This window comes from Aeromonas sp. Y318-3 (assembly GCF_027706185.1).
Taxonomy (GTDB): domain Bacteria; phylum Pseudomonadota; class Gammaproteobacteria; order Enterobacterales; family Aeromonadaceae; genus Aeromonas; species Aeromonas veronii.
The window spans coordinates 112,452-126,491 of record NZ_JAPDCN010000008.1 but is presented as its reverse complement, the minus strand read 5'-3'; the positions used below and the strand labels follow the sequence as shown (position 1 = coordinate 126,491).

Annotated in this window: 14 protein-coding genes and 1 riboswitch; of the genes, 6 read left to right on the top strand and 8 right to left on the bottom strand. The window is 58.2% G+C overall.

Annotated features, from left to right (window positions below; genetic code table 11):
- The first annotated feature begins 239 nt into the window (after positions 1–239).
- Complete coding sequence (locus tag OKB77_RS12940) at positions 240–962, top strand: 4'-phosphopantetheinyl transferase family protein (RefSeq protein ID WP_247823117.1); 723 nt, start codon at positions 240–242, stop codon at positions 960–962.
- On the top strand, positions 959–1,807 hold the full coding sequence (locus OKB77_RS12935) for a tetratricopeptide repeat protein (RefSeq protein ID WP_111899466.1): 849 nt from the start codon (positions 959–961) through the stop codon (positions 1,805–1,807). Before OKB77_RS12940 ends, OKB77_RS12935 begins: the two co-directional genes overlap by 4 nt.
- 156 nt (positions 1,808–1,963) lie before the next feature.
- Here OKB77_RS12935 and OKB77_RS12930 read toward each other — a convergent pair whose 3' ends face one another.
- Together OKB77_RS12930 and ribB are read right to left on the bottom strand one after the other, a co-directional pair.
- Positions 1,964–2,206 (bottom strand): Lpp/OprI family alanine-zipper lipoprotein, encoded by a 243-nt coding sequence (locus OKB77_RS12930; RefSeq protein ID WP_005334342.1) that lies wholly within the window; start codon positions 2,204–2,206, stop codon positions 1,964–1,966.
- Positions 2,207–2,431: 225 nt separating this feature from the next.
- Positions 2,432–3,085 (bottom strand): 3,4-dihydroxy-2-butanone-4-phosphate synthase, encoded by a 654-nt coding sequence (gene ribB / locus OKB77_RS12925; RefSeq protein ID WP_005334344.1) that lies wholly within the window; start codon positions 3,083–3,085, stop codon positions 2,432–2,434.
- A 104-nt stretch (positions 3,086–3,189) separates the two neighbouring features.
- Positions 3,190–3,346: riboswitch (FMN riboswitch) on the bottom strand.
- Between the two features lie 263 nt (positions 3,347–3,609).
- On the opposite strand from ribB, the gene purU reads away from it, so the two are divergent.
- Positions 3,610–4,446 carry a formyltetrahydrofolate deformylase gene (gene purU / locus OKB77_RS12920; protein ID WP_019445959.1) on the top strand — a complete coding sequence of 279 codons (837 nt, stop codon included), beginning with the start codon at positions 3,610–3,612 and terminating at the stop codon, positions 4,444–4,446.
- A gap of 79 nt (positions 4,447–4,525) precedes the next feature.
- On the opposite strand, the gene OKB77_RS12915 is transcribed toward purU, so the two are convergent.
- The gene (locus OKB77_RS12915) at positions 4,526–5,788 is read right to left on the bottom strand and encodes a DUF945 family protein (RefSeq protein WP_021229238.1); all 1,263 of its coding nucleotides are present in this window, start codon (positions 5,786–5,788) and stop codon (positions 4,526–4,528) included.
- A 107-nt stretch (positions 5,789–5,895) separates the two neighbouring features.
- The gene (gene cls / locus OKB77_RS12910; protein WP_005361740.1) at positions 5,896–7,377 is read right to left on the bottom strand and encodes a cardiolipin synthase; all 1,482 of its coding nucleotides are present in this window, start codon (positions 7,375–7,377) and stop codon (positions 5,896–5,898) included.
- 97 nt (positions 7,378–7,474) lie between these two features.
- On the opposite strand from cls, the gene OKB77_RS12905 reads away from it, so the two are divergent.
- Positions 7,475–8,017 carry a DUF1439 domain-containing protein gene (locus tag OKB77_RS12905; protein ID WP_005353308.1) on the top strand — a complete coding sequence of 181 codons (543 nt, stop codon included), beginning with the start codon at positions 7,475–7,477 and terminating at the stop codon, positions 8,015–8,017.
- A 5-nt stretch (positions 8,018–8,022) separates the two neighbouring features.
- Here OKB77_RS12905 and OKB77_RS12900 read toward each other — a convergent pair whose 3' ends face one another.
- Entirely contained in the window at positions 8,023–8,463 is a 441-nt protein-coding gene (locus tag OKB77_RS12900; protein WP_041980377.1) for a GNAT family N-acetyltransferase, read from the bottom strand.
- A 327-nt stretch (positions 8,464–8,790) separates the two neighbouring features.
- Between OKB77_RS12900 and OKB77_RS12895 the strand changes: the two genes are divergently transcribed.
- Positions 8,791–9,540: a lytic transglycosylase domain-containing protein gene (locus tag OKB77_RS12895; RefSeq protein ID WP_429041964.1), complete on the top strand. Its 750-nt coding sequence runs from the start codon at positions 8,791–8,793 to the stop codon at positions 9,538–9,540.
- A 92-nt stretch (positions 9,541–9,632) separates the two neighbouring features.
- On the opposite strand, the gene aqpZ is transcribed toward OKB77_RS12895, so the two are convergent.
- Both aqpZ and OKB77_RS12885 read right to left on the bottom strand, forming a co-directional pair.
- Positions 9,633–10,322: an aquaporin Z gene (aqpZ, locus tag OKB77_RS12890; RefSeq protein ID WP_270817790.1), complete on the bottom strand. Its 690-nt coding sequence runs from the start codon at positions 10,320–10,322 to the stop codon at positions 9,633–9,635.
- A gap of 270 nt (positions 10,323–10,592) precedes the next feature.
- The gene (locus tag OKB77_RS12885; RefSeq protein ID WP_005334366.1) at positions 10,593–10,805 is read right to left on the bottom strand and encodes a DUF1653 domain-containing protein; all 213 of its coding nucleotides are present in this window, start codon (positions 10,803–10,805) and stop codon (positions 10,593–10,595) included.
- Positions 10,806–11,186: 381 nt separating this feature from the next.
- Between OKB77_RS12885 and OKB77_RS12880 the strand changes: the two genes are divergently transcribed.
- On the top strand, positions 11,187–12,401 hold the full coding sequence (locus tag OKB77_RS12880) for a pyridoxal phosphate-dependent aminotransferase (protein ID WP_005334367.1): 1,215 nt from the start codon (positions 11,187–11,189) through the stop codon (positions 12,399–12,401).
- Between the two features lie 63 nt (positions 12,402–12,464).
- On the opposite strand, the gene OKB77_RS12875 is transcribed toward OKB77_RS12880, so the two are convergent.
- Positions 12,465–13,940 (bottom strand): YfcC family protein, encoded by a 1,476-nt coding sequence (locus OKB77_RS12875; RefSeq protein ID WP_270817789.1) that lies wholly within the window; start codon positions 13,938–13,940, stop codon positions 12,465–12,467.
- Between the last annotated feature and the right edge of the window lie 100 nt (positions 13,941–14,040).

Sequence of the window (14,040 nt, the reverse complement as noted above, 5' to 3'; positions counted from 1 at the left end):
ATCTTGTTAAAATACGGCCCCAAAGGGCAATTTATAAGGCAACAGCACCCGACTATATCCAAGAATTCTATCGAGGCAAGTGAAAATCCCTATCAAGCTCACATTTTTGCAAGGAAATGCACGATTTTTCATAATTAATGTGATCATGCCCAAACAATATACAATCGCAAAAAGAGCCTTGGGCCTCCTAGATAACTGGCTTTTATCCCTGCTTCAGCACCTTTTTAAAGTGAAAAATCATGATCGAAACCGATCTTTTTTTGTTAAAACCGGCCAGAGTATGCCAGGAACTGCTTGCTCAATTGCCTGAATGGCTGTCAACCGATGAGCAGCATATCTGGCAAGCCATGACCCATCCTGAACGGCGTCAGGAATATCTGGTGAGTCACGCCCTGCTGCGCCAGCTATTGGCCGGGCGGCTGCAACAACCTGCCGCCAGTCTGCAATTTTGCAACGGCCCCCACGGCAAGCCCCGACTGCATGATGATGCTTGGCAGTTCAATCTGAGCCACAGTGGCAGCTGGCTGGTGTTGGCGCTCTGCCCACAGGGGCCGCTTGGGGTGGATATCGAACTGGGCAAACGGCGGCATCATCCCCTCCCCCTGGCCCGCCGGTTTTATGCACAGAGTGAATATGAGTGGCTCTGCGCACAGCCTGCTCAAGAGCAGGAGAGCTCCTTCTACCGGCTCTGGTCACGAAAGGAGGCGGTACTGAAAGCTCATGGTGGCGGCATAGCGGCGGGGCTGGAGAAGGTAAGGTTTCTCCCGGAGGAAGGATGGCGACTCGACAACCGGCTCGATGACACCCCTTATCAGGTACAGGATTGGCCCTTTGCCAGCGGCTGGCTCAGCCTCGCGGCGGCGGCAACCCCCGTGGCCTTTTACCGGCTGGATGAGCGCTTGAATTGCCACTCGCTTAACCCCATGTTATTCAACACCCTTTCTGAAGAGTCCAACTCATGATCGTCGACATTACTCCCCAGAATTTTCACGCTGAACTTATCGATGCGTCCATGAAGAAGCCGGTCGTCATCTATTTCCATGCACCGCAGATGCCGGAGTGCCAGGGGATGACACCGCTGATCGAATCATTGGTTGGGCCCGCCAATGAGCAGGTCACCCTGGCCAAGGTGGATATGAACGATCCCCAGCTGCAGCCGCTGGCCAGCCAGCTCGGCCTGCGCGCCCTGCCCGCACTGGTGCTGTTCCATCAGGGTCGCCCTGACGAACAGGGGATCATCGAAGGGCCGCAGGATGAAGCCACCCTGCGCCAGTATTTCGCCGCTTTCGCCCCCAAAGAAGAGGAAGAGTTGCTGGCCAAGGGGCAACAAGCACTGGCTGACGAGCAGCCCAGCATCGCCTATGCCCATCTGACCAAGGCACACCAGCTGGCTCCTGAACGTCACGACATCAGCCTGTGGCTGATCCAGGCTGCGCTCGACCTCAATCTGCTGGAGGAAGCGCAGGAGCGCCTCGGCGCCATCCCGATGGTAGCGCAGGATAGCCACTTCCATACCCTGAGCTCACGGCTGGCACTGGCCCTGCAAGCGGCAGACAGCCCGGAGCTGCGCGCGCTGGAAGCCCGTCATGCAGAACAGCCTGATGATTTTGCCCTGACTCAGGAGCTGGCGGTGCAATACAACCAGGCTGGTCGTCAGGAAGAGGCGTTGGGACTGCTGCTGGAGATCCTCAAGCGGGATTTGGCATTCGGCGATGCCAGAAAGACCTATCTCGATATTCTGGCGACCATGGGCAGCACACCGGCGGCACAGAGCTACCGTCGCAAACTCTATAGTCTGCTCTACTGATCGGAATCGAACTGGCTGGTAATGATGGGGGAGTGCCGGGAGACCGGCATGACCTCATGGGTCAAGTACGAAAAAGGTGCTGTGGGAATAGTGGAGATACGGTGAATTTCAGGCAAAAAAAAATGGCGCAAAACTGCGCCATTTTTTTCGCATGGATTACTTCTTGTAGGAAGTAGCCATGTTGTCGATGCGCTGGTTAGCACGCATAGCTTCTTGCTTGGCTTCGGCAACATCAGCAGCGATTTTGGACTGATCAGCACGAACTGCGCTAACATCTTGAGCCAGTTGGTCAACTTTGTTAGACAGATTCTGAACGGAAGTTTCCAGTTCGCTGGTGTTTGCACAACCGCCCAGCAGAGCGGACAGACCAACAACACCTACCAACAACAATTTTTTCATTTTTAAAGCTCCCTTGAACTCGCCAGACGTTTAGCAAGCGGCGTGATTATGGCACAAAAAAATCCTACTTTGCATAGTCCCCACCACAGATAAATGCATTAAAACCCTCATTTTTTTTCGAATGAACAGTTTTTGTCCAGATTCGTCTAAAAAATGAGTGCCGTGTGGTGGGGGCACGGACAAAGGTTAACCAAATTTTTGCCTTATTACAATTTCGTATGAGGCTCAGGCTGTACGTTCTGACAACAATTGACGATATTGCACCAGATCCTCGATGGTCAGCACCGGCATCTGGTGCTTGCGACCGAACGCAACCAAGTCTGGCAGACGCGCCATCGAGCCATCTTCTTTGGTCAATTCACACAACACACCAAACGGTTTGAGACCAGCCAGCTGCATCAGATCGACCGTCGCTTCGGTATGACCACGGCGGGTAAGCACCCCACCGGTTCGCGCACGCAACGGGAAAACATGACCCGGGCGGTGCAGATCGCCCGGTTTGGCGCCGTCTGCGATGGCTGCGCGGATGGTGGTGATGCGATCAGCCGCCGAGACACCGGTCGTGACCCCCTGCGCCGCTTCGATGGTCACGGTAAAGGCGGTCTGGTAGTGGCTGGAGTTGGCCTCCACCATCATCGGCAGTTCCAGCTGGCGAACCCGCTCATCGGGCAGGCAGAGACAGACGATGCCGGAGCACTCGCGGATCATCAGCGCCATCTGTTCATTGGTCATGGATTCGGCGGCGAAAATGAGGTCGCCCTCGTTCTCCCGATCTTCATCGTCGGCCACTAGCACGCCGCCTCCGGCACGCAAGGCAGACAGCGCCGCTTCGACACGGGCAACGGGATCACCGAATTCACTGAGTAGAGACTGATTCATGGTAAAACTCCTAAACAAGACAAGGACCAGAATCAGGGCATGGAAAGGCAGACAGAGACGGGCATGCAGCGGCCAGCCCACAAGGGCCAACACGGCAAGGTCTGTCTTATCCTCTTTCATCCGGACTATGACCGTCGGCTCCGGCATCTCACCGGATCTGCTGACCCCGACCCGGCAATCAGCCAAGTCGGGCGCTCGCGGGCTCCCCGAGTCAATCGGGATACCGCCGGTGGGGAATTGCACCCCGCCCTGAGAATAAGCGCAGACAGCCTAAAGAAAAACGGTTGCAGATACCAGCCAAAATCCCCCGCAGGCTGAAAAGCGTTTCAACATTGCGCCCGGGATCCCGCTCTGCGGCCGGCCCGCTCGCCAGCGTGCGAGGCCATGACTGGCGAATTTCTTTATGGCTCGGATCGGTTTATGGCATAGTTCCCGAAACCAAAAAACAGGGCCCGAAAAGAGAGCCTGAACAACGCTGCCGGCGCAGACAGCAGCGCCAACACCACAAACGGAAAATGACAGAGATGGAAAAGAAAATACTGCTCACGGATTGCCCTGATGCCAAAGGGCTCATCGCCAAGATCACCAACATCTGCTACAAGCACCAGCTCAACATCATCAAGAACGATGAGTTTGTGGATCACGAGAATGGTCGCTTCTTCATGCGTACCGAGCTGGAGGGGCGCTTCAACGACGAGACCCTGCTGGCCGACCTCGATGATGCCCTGCCCACCGGCGCCCAGCGTCGTCTGGTCAAGGCGGGCAAGAAGCGTATCGTCATCCTGGTTACCAAAGAGACTCACTGCCTCGGCGATATTCTGATGAAGAACTACGCGGGCGCGCTGGATATGGATATCGTCGCGGTGATCGGCAACTACGACACCCTAGCCGAGCTCACCGGCAAGTTCGATATCCCGTTCCACACCGTCAGTCACGATGATCTGAGCCGGACCGAACATGAAGAGCAGGTTCGCGCCATTATCGACAGCTATGAGCCTGACTATGTGATCCTGGCCAAGTATATGCGGGTGCTGACCCCGAGCTTCGTCGAGGCCTATCCGCGCAAGATCCTCAACATCCACCACTCCTTCCTGCCCGCCTTCATCGGTGCCCGCCCCTACCGGCAGGCGTTTGATCGCGGCGTCAAGCTGATCGGTGCCACCGCCCACTTCGTGACCGACGATCTGGATGAAGGCCCCATCGTCGAACAGGACGTGATCCACGTCGGTCACGCCTTCAGTGCGGACGACATGGCCAAGGCGGGTCGGGATGTGGAGAAATCGGTGCTGAGCCGCGCGCTGGAGCTGGTACTGAACGAGCGGGTGTTCGTCTACGGCAACAAGACGGTGGTCTTCAAGTAATCCGCCCACACGGCCCGTATGCAAACGCCAGAAACAACAACGGCTCCCGCGGGAGCCGTTGTTGTTTCTGCGCCGAGTGTCAGAGCGGCAGATCGTTTACCGTCACCGCGCCCTTCTCCAGCTTCAGCTCGGAGGTCAGCGCTTGCTTGTCGGCCTTCAGATAACCCATCAGGGTCAGCTGATCGAGCATTGGGGCCAGTTGCGGCACCGCCTTGCCCAGCTTGTCGCTGAGGCTGGCATGCAGCACGCCGGAGAGGGCCTGCATTCCCGCGTCGCTGTTGAACAGCTGCTCCAGCGAGGTGGAGGCCAGCTTCACGTCCCCCTTCATGGTCACCGCCTCACCGTTGAGTTTGGCACTGAGATCGGCCAGTTCAAGGGTCGCGCCACGTTTGAGCATCTTGTCCAGCGCCTGCTGGATGGCGGCATCTTCAACCCCCTTGCCACCGGCGGCCTGCAGCCCCTGATACCCTTCCAGATCCAGACCGTTGAGGTTGAGCGCCAACTTGCTGTCGGTCACCGCCAGGGTGTCGGTCTCGTTCTCCAGATCCAGCTTGGCAATTTTCATCTGATAGCTGCTGGAGAGGGTCTGGGCATCATCACCGGTCAGCTGAGTCTCGGTAGTCATCCCCTGCAGGGCGACCTTGACGCTGTCAGGCAGTTGTACCGTGAGGGCCGAGAGGGTCATCTCGCTCTGGGGCGAGAGGAGCACACCGCTGATCTCGGCAATATCGGCACTCCCTTTCAGGTCGGCCAGCACCAAGTCCATCTTGCTCTGCTCTTCATGGACCGTCATCCCCTGCCAGGTCATGGTGAGGTGACCATTCCCCTCCAGATTACCGTGGAACTCACCGCTCAGGGGCAGGAAGCTGAACTCGTCCAGCCCCTGTTTGATCTTGAATTCATTGGCCCAGAAACGGCTGCTGTTACCCTGGGTCCAGAGACTGGTGACCGACTCCAGACCGAGTTCCCACTGCTCCATGCCCAGTGCGGTAAAGACTGGCGCCAGAGTGCCATTATGGGTATCGAGCAGGAAGTGGCTCTTGATGTAGAGCGGCAGGATCTGGCTCTTGACCACCAGTTGCAGCTCGATGGGCTGACTGCCCTCCAGCTCGCTGTCGATGGCAGCCAGCTCCTCCGGCGTCACCACGACCTTCAGGATCCCGTCACGGGTGAAGAGGTTGCTGCTACCCGGCTGCCACTGCATGTCGATACCGGTCTCTTGCTCTACCTTGGCGATCTGCTCCGCCATGATGTTGTCGAAGCTGTTGCCCGTGTACCAGCACGCAGCCAGACCACCACCTACCAGTGCCGCACCCACGGCGAGGGCCACTATCTTTTTCATATATCCATGTGTCTCCAGGGAGTTGTCACTGCACTCTACGGGGCGGACTCGGGGCTAAGCAAGTCCAATCAGATGGCGAGTCCACTTTCTTGCGGCTCGCCACAACATCACAGCAAGGGGCTGAAGAGATAGAAGATGTTCTCCATCGCCTTCTTGTACCAGGGGCGGGCCTGCCATTGGGCCAGGGTCATCGGGGTGGCTTCCGCCATATAGCCCTGTACCAGCCGGGTCATCTGGGCCACGAACGAGGGGTTATCCACCAACAGGGTCACCTCGAAGTTGAGCCAGAGGCTGCGCCGATCCAGATTGACCGTCCCCACCAGAGCGAAGTCATCATCCACCAGCACGCTCTTGGTATGGAGCAGACCGGCATCGTAGCGGTAGATCTCCACCCCGGCCGCCAGCAGCTCCTCCATAAAGGCGTTGCAGGCGTAATTGGCCATGATGGAGTCGTTGCGTGCCGGCAACACCAGCTGCACCTGCACCCCGCGCGCCGCTGCCGAGCTGAGTGCAGCCGCCAGCGGATCGTCGGGTACAAAGTAAGGGGTCGTCAGCACCAGATGGCTGCGCGCTTGATAGATGGCCAGCAGCAGGCTCTGCTGGATGCAGTCGCCGCCGACGAAGGGGCCGGACGGGATCAGCTGGGCGCGGTAGTTGGTCTGGGGCCAGGCTTCCGGCTCATGCTGCAGACTGTCGAGCAGCCGCTCGCCGGTCTCCATCTCCCAGTCCCAGACAAAGATCGACCACATCAGCGGCACCATGGGCCCCTGCACCCGGATCATGATGTCGACCCACTGGCCGACCCCGGCATCCTGCTTGAAGAAACGGGGATCCACCATGTTCATGGAGCCGGTGTAACCCACCCTGTCATCGATCACCACCAGCTTGCGGTGCATCCGCAGATCCTGACGCTGGAACAGAATGCGCCAGGCGCCGACCGGCAGCACCTCCACCAGCTTGACCCCCGCCTTGCGCAGCTTTTTGGGCCAGTGGGAGCGGAAGAACTGCTTGCTGCCCACCGAATCGAGCAGCAAGCGACAATCCACGCCGCGTTGCGCCACTTCAATCAGCGCCTCGCACACCTCGTCGGCATCGCCGCCCGGATGCCAGATGTAGAATTCCAGATAGCAGGAGAGCGTCGAGCGACGGATATCCTGGGCAATCTCGCGCAAGATCCAGTCCGGCTTGTTGAGCAAGGTCATGCGGTTGCCGGAGAGCATCGGCATGGCGAGCCGTCCCTGGATGAGATCGTGCAGCGGCTGTGCCTTGGCGCCCACTTCGCAGCAGTGCTGCGGGAACAGACGGGCCAGCTGGCGGATCCAGATGGCATAAGGGCGATACATGGCCTGGGCGCGCTCGGCACGGCGGCGCCCCAGCTTTATTTCACCAAACAGCACATAGAAGCCAACCCCGGCAAACGGAATGGCATAGATCAGCGCCAGCCAGGCCAGCGACACCCCGATGGGACGGCGTTTCATCACCACCCGAAACGACACACCGGTGACAATCACGGTATGAAAAAGCAGTAGCAGCCAACCCAGAAAACGGGAAAACAGCAGTTGAAGATCGTGTTCCAGACCGTTAAACAACGGGGACTCCTTCTAATCGACAAACAGCGCAGTGGGCAGACCCCAACCGGCCGGGATGGTATGCTGTAAGGCAAATCCATTCTATCAGGTCGCACGCATGATCCTGCAATCTATGCTGCTCAGCCTGGCCATGCTAGGCCAAGGCTCATATGACATCAATGAGCAACAGATAAACCAGTACCTGCAATCTCAGGTGCAAGTCGACAAACAGCTGGAGCTGCCGGGCATCATCAAGGCCCATGTGACGCTTGAGCAGAGCGATGTCCAGATCGGTCGCCAACGCCCCGATACCGCCCGGGTCTATGGCAAGGGCAAGCTCAAAATCGCCCTGCCAGACAATACCGAATATGACGCCCGCCTGCAGATGACCTATGAGGCGAGGCCCCGCTATGACAAGAGCCAGAGCGCCCTGTTTCTCGATAACATGAAGCTGGTGGAGTACAAGCTGGAGCCGGAGGCGGCCGAGAAGAAGTTCGGGCTGATGCTCAACATGCTGCTGCAGAGCATGGAGAAGCGACTCGAGACCAAGCCGGTCTACAAACTCAATGACAAGGATCCGGATCAGGCGTGGCTGAAGGAGAATCTGCTGGGGCTGGAGCTGTCACCGGGCAAGATCCACCTGCTGACCAAACCCCGCTAAACCGCTCAATTCAGGAGGGGCTGGGTGGTATCCCGTACCAGCAGCTCCACCTGATACCCCTGCTGCTGCTGCCGCTCGTAGAGGGAGAAGAGCGACCCGCTCAATTGATTGAGGGGCATATCGGCAAACCCGGCCTTGAGATAGAAAGGCTTCTCGAAGGGCAGCGCCTGACAAACCACAGGTTTGTCCAACAGACCGTGACAGGCGTGCTGCAGCAGCCGTGATCCCAATCCCAGCGACTGGTAGTGGGGCAACAGGCGAAAGCCGCACAGATGGTAAAACTCCTCCTCGTCCCGCAACCGAACCGCCCCCACCAGCCAGTGAGCATCACGCACGACAAAGATCCGCTCGGCCAGATCCGGCACATAGTGGGAAAACGTCGTCTCGTAATAGTCCCTGATTAGGGAGAGGTCGGCGTCGCAGTACTCTTCGAAAGTGAGTTCCATCGCCAGCTTGCTTGTCACAGACAAATCCTTTGATAATCAGTTATTAGTGCCAGATACGGTGCGCTAATCCGACCACATGACGCCAGCACGATAGCATGCCTTTCGTCAACAAAAAAGCGGGCGTCATGGGCAGCTTGCTTACCCGGTGGAAGAGGCCATGACCCACCGCCTGACTGCCAAAACCGTGCTTTATGATGACAATCCTTTATTGCGGCGGATACTTTGATCCCGGTCACCGAATCGGATCATTTGCCCCCTGTTGGCCGCTTGTTCTGCCCTCGTCATGATGCTTTACTCAACATGGTCATCACAGAAGGAGTATTAGAGTTGAAAGCATGGATGCTGGCAGGCCATATGTTGTTGATCCCCCTGAGCGGATGGAGCCAGACTCCCCCTCCCGCGGAGGTGATCTTCCTGACCGCCGCGCCCTCCCCCTTGCGTCCGAGCAAAGATGCCACTCCCGCCTCACAACCCGACACCGCTCAAACAGCGGCAGTCGCCACCAACGGCAAGAAGCAGATCCAGGTCTATAAATCGGTGCAGCAGAACGGGGTGGTTCGCTACTCCGATATGGCACCCGAAGAGGGCCATTACGATCTGCTGCTGTTCAACGACTGCTTCGCCTGCGATCCCAAATCCAGCGTCAACTGGCAAACTACAGGGCTGTTTCTCTATGACTATGCCAGCACCATCAAGGCGGCTGCCAAAACCTATCAGGTTGAGCCGGCGCTGATCCGGGCGCTGATCCATGCGGAATCCGCTTTCAATCCACTGGCGGTCTCCCGCAAGGGGGCGATGGGGCTGACCCAACTGATGCCCGCCACGGCGCGGGAGTTGGGGGTCGGCAATGCCTTGCTGGCGGAGCAGAATATCTTCGGCGGGGTGAAATACCTGGCGGGACTGCTCAAGCAGTATGACGGCAACGTGGCGCTGGCGACCGCGGCCTACAACGCCGGCGCGGGCGCCGTACAAAAACATGGCGGTATTCCGCCCTATGCGGAAACCCGTGCCTATGTGGAGCGCGTCCAGCTCCTCCACCTGCGCTACAAAGAGATGCTGCAGGCCAAAGGGCTCTGAGGTTAGCCTCGGTTAATGCTCTTTTCTCGACCCTCCAGAAACAAAAAACACGCCCGCAGGCGTGTCGATACCACACTTTGTTTCGCAAATGATTACTTCTGCTCAGTCGCCACCAGGCGATAAGCCAGCGCACCCAGAATAGCACCGACAATCGGGGCAACCCAGAACAGCCACAGCTGGCTGATAGCCCAGTCACCGACAAACAGCGCAACACCGGTACTGCGGGCCGGGTTGACCGAGGTATTGGTCACCGGAATGCTGACGAGGTGGATCAGGGTCAGGCACAGACCGATGGCGATCGGCGCGAAACCGGCAGGCGCACGGCTATCGGTGGCGCCCATGATGACGAACAGGAAGAAACCGGTCATCACCATTTCGCATACGAGTGAGGCAGTCAGACTGTAACCACCCGGAGAGTGCTCACCGTAGCCGTTGGAAGCAAAACCGGCAGAGAGATCAAACCCGGCCTGACCGCTGGCAATTACGTAAAGCACGGCAGCGGCGGCAATGCCACCCAACACTTGCGCCACGATATAAGGCAGTACACCGGATGCCGGAAAACGACCACCCGCCCACAAACCGACGGTCACGGCCGGATTGAGGTGGCAACCGGAGATATGGCCGATGGCAAACGCCATGGTCAGCACGGTCAGACCGAAAGCCAGCGAGACCCCCAGCAGACCAATCCCGACGTGAGGGAAGGCTGCAGCCAGCACGGCACTGCCGCAACCGCCCAATACCAGCCAGAAAGTGCCCATAAACTCAGCAGCAACAGGTTTCACATTATTTCTCCCATTTGAGATAACACCGAACAAGACCCGAGAAGGGCCCATGCTTGAACAAGCGCAGCATTATGGGAGTGTGAGTCCAGATTGCGAACCCGGCAGGCAAAGCTCACTGAATGTGATGTTCATCACAATTAGTTGATTAGATAAGGGATTTGTCATTAAGACAGCTGGCTGCACATCTCATACCCAAGGGCGTCATGCGACAACTTGTGACACCGTTTAGCTCGAGTGCTCATCCCTTGAACGATAAAAACGGAGGCGTGGTCAGTCTCCTGCAGGGGCAAAACGGCTGACAACCTGCCCCTGATGCTCAATCCATTCCATAAACATGGCGACGGGTCGGGCATAGACCTGACCATCCTGCTCGGATTGATAAATGACCAGCTGCTCTTGGGTTTCGGTATGCAAAGCCAGAGCAAGCACTTGATAGTACCCCCCCTTGAAGTGGCGATAGCGGCCTGGAACGGGTGCTTGCATGGGAAAACCTCGCAGAAGTGAACGCCGATGAGCGAACCACATAAAGATGACACCATGAGTGCCATTCAACTCATCGAAAAGGGGGACGAAGACGATTTTTTACACAAGCCAATCGTGCCACAGGATCCGGATATTGCAACACAGTCAGGCAGCTTTGTTAATTCGTTCCCCATGTTTCACTAGTTAACCTTGGTTAGCACCAAAGATCGTGCTGAATTTAACGTTCTGGCAACCCTGTTTTAGGGCTAAAAATCAGGGAATTCTTCTAAAAAGAGGATTGTTCTAGCATTCAATTCTGTGAAGAATAGGGGAAAAGAAATTTGATACTAAAAATCGCCTTTTTCGCCAACGCGTCCCTGTGGGGAAGGAATCACACTCACCATGTTCACAATCGACAAGTCGCACAAGCTCGACGATGTCTGCTATGACATCCGCGGCCCGGTGCATAAAGAAGCTCGCCGTCTCGAAGACGAAGGCCACCGCATTCTCAAGCTCAACATCGGTAACCCGGCCCCGTTCGGCTTTGATGCGCCGGAAGAGATCATCAAGGATGTGATCCTCAACATGCCGCTGAGCCAGGGCTACTGCGACTCCAAGGGGCTCTTCTCTGCCCGCAAGGCGGTGATGCAGTACTACCAGCAAAAAGGGATGCGCAAGGTCGATATCGATGACATCTATATCGGCAACGGCGCCAGCGAGCTGATCGTGATGGCGATGCAGGCGCTGCTCAACAACGGCGACGAGATGCTGGTGCCCTCCCCCGACTACCCGCTCTGGACTGCTGCCGTCACTCTCTCCGGTGGCCATGCGGTGCACTATCGTTGCGACGAAGGGGCTGACTGGTATCCGGACCTCGACGACATCCGCGCCCGCATCACCCCGCGCACCCGCGGCCTGGTGCTGATCAACCCCAACAACCCGACCGGTGCTGTCTACGGCAGCGAGTTCCTGCTGGAGGTGATCGAGATCGCCCGCCAGCACAACCTCATCATCTTCGCCGACGAGATCTACGACAAGATCCTCTACGACGATATCTCCCACACCAGCGTCTGCACCCTGTGCGACGATGTGATGGTGGTGACCTTCAACGGCCTCTCCAAGGCCTACCGTGCCTGCGGCTTCCGTCAGGGCTGGATGGTCATCACCGGTCCCAAGGGCCGTGCCCGCGGTTATATCGAAGGGCTGGAGATGCTGGCCTCCATGCGGCTGTGTGCCAACGTGCCGATGCAGCACGCCATCCAGACTGCACTCGGCGGCTATCAGAGCATCAACGAGCTGATCCTGCCGGGCGGCCGCCTGCGCAAGCAGCGGGATAAGGCGTGGGAGCTCTTGAACGAGATCCCCGGGGTCTCCTGCGTCAAACCCAAGGGGGCGCTCTACATGTTCCCGCGCCTTGATCCCAAGGTGTATGACATCCGCGACGATCAGAAGATGGTGTTCGACCTGCTGCAACAGGAAAAGCTGCTGCTGGTACAGGGCACCGGCTTCAACTGGCCGGCGCCGGATCACTTCCGGCTGGTGTTCCTGCCCCGCGAAGAGGAGCTGGAGGATGCCATCGGCCGCCTCGCCCGCTTCCTCAAGGGCTACAAGCAGTAAGCAAGGCTCATGAAAAAGGCTCCCGCGGGAGCCTTTTTGTTATCTGTGGTTTAATTCGTGCCATCAGCCGTGCAGCAGGGCACCGGCTACCAGCACCGCCATGGTGATGAGGGCTACGCCGATGATAAAGGGCAGCACCCAACGCACGAAGCGATCGTAGGGGATCTTGGCGAGCGCCAGACCGGCCACCAGATGAGCGGCGGTGGGGGCAAACAGGTTGATCCAGCCGGAGGCGGACTGATAGGCAGTGATCACCAGATCCCGGGAGATGCCGGAGAAGTCCGCCAGCGGCCCCATCAGCGGCATGGAGACGGTCGCCAGCCCCGAGGTGGAGGGGATGAAGAAGCTCAGGATGATGTGCACCAGATAGGCCATCAGGATGAAGACCGACGAGGAGAGTCCGCTCACCAGCCCTTCAGCCCAATGCAAAATAGTGTCGATGATGACGCCCTGCTCCATCACCACATAGATGCCGCGCGCCACCGCAACCACCAGAGCCACCCCGATGAGATCCCGAGCGCCGCTCAGGAAAGTCGCCACATAGTTGGACTCCGGCATCCGGTTGATCAGCGCAATCAGGATGGAGGCACTGAAGAACAGGGTCGAGAGCTCGTCAAACCACCAGCCAAAGGTGGGCAGCACGTCGATCCCCAAATCCGACCAGGGCACCACCGCATAGATCATCAGCAGGAAGGTGCCGAAGAAGACCAGCATGGTGAGTTTCTGCTTGCCGGTGAAGGCGAGGTTGCCGCTCTTCATCTGGGAGAACTCGTCGTCATAGACGATGTCGGCCAGCACGGAGCGGGATTTGTCCTGTTGCACCTGCTTGGCGTAGCGCATCACGAACCAGGAGGCGAAGATCACCAGCAGCAGCCACTGGATGACCCTCAGGCCAATCCCCTCACCGATGGGGATACCGGCAAAACCGGAGGCGATGCCGGTAGCAAACGGGTTGACGGTGGAGGCGAGCACCCCGACCCCGGAGCCAAGCAGGATAATCCCCGCCGCCACCATGCGATCAAAGCCCGTCGCCATCATCACCGGCACGATCAGCGCCCAGAAGGCCACCGTCTCCTCCGCCATGCCGAAAGTGGAGCCACCGAGGGCAAACAGGGCGATCAACACCGGGATCAGCAGCCGCTCACGGCCGGCAAAGCCGCGCACAATGGCCACCACCCCGGCATCCAGCGCACCGCTTTGCATGGTCACCGCGAGAAAACCACCGATGATGAGCACGAACAGCGCCACGTCGGCCGCCTTGTGAAAGCCCTGAATGGGGGCCTTGAGCACCTCGAACACCCCCTGCGGGTGGGCGGGTAACTCGGTGTAGCTGCCGGGCACCGGCAACAGCCGCTCGTCGCCGCTGTAATCGGCCACGGCCGCAGCCGCCACCGGCTGCTGGGTCTTGGCGGTGACATAGTCATATTTGCCCGCTGGCAGCACCCAGGTCAGGGCGGCCATCAGCGCGATGATGATAAAAAGCAGGGTATAAACTGTGGGGAGTTGGCGCTTCTTGGGCGCCTCGTTTGGAGTGGTCATAGCTTCCGTACCTCGGCAATGCCGTCTGTGATCCGATCAGCGCAAGACTAGCGGGTTTGATATGGGAAAAAGGTGATCGCTGATAATAAAATTCCGCAAA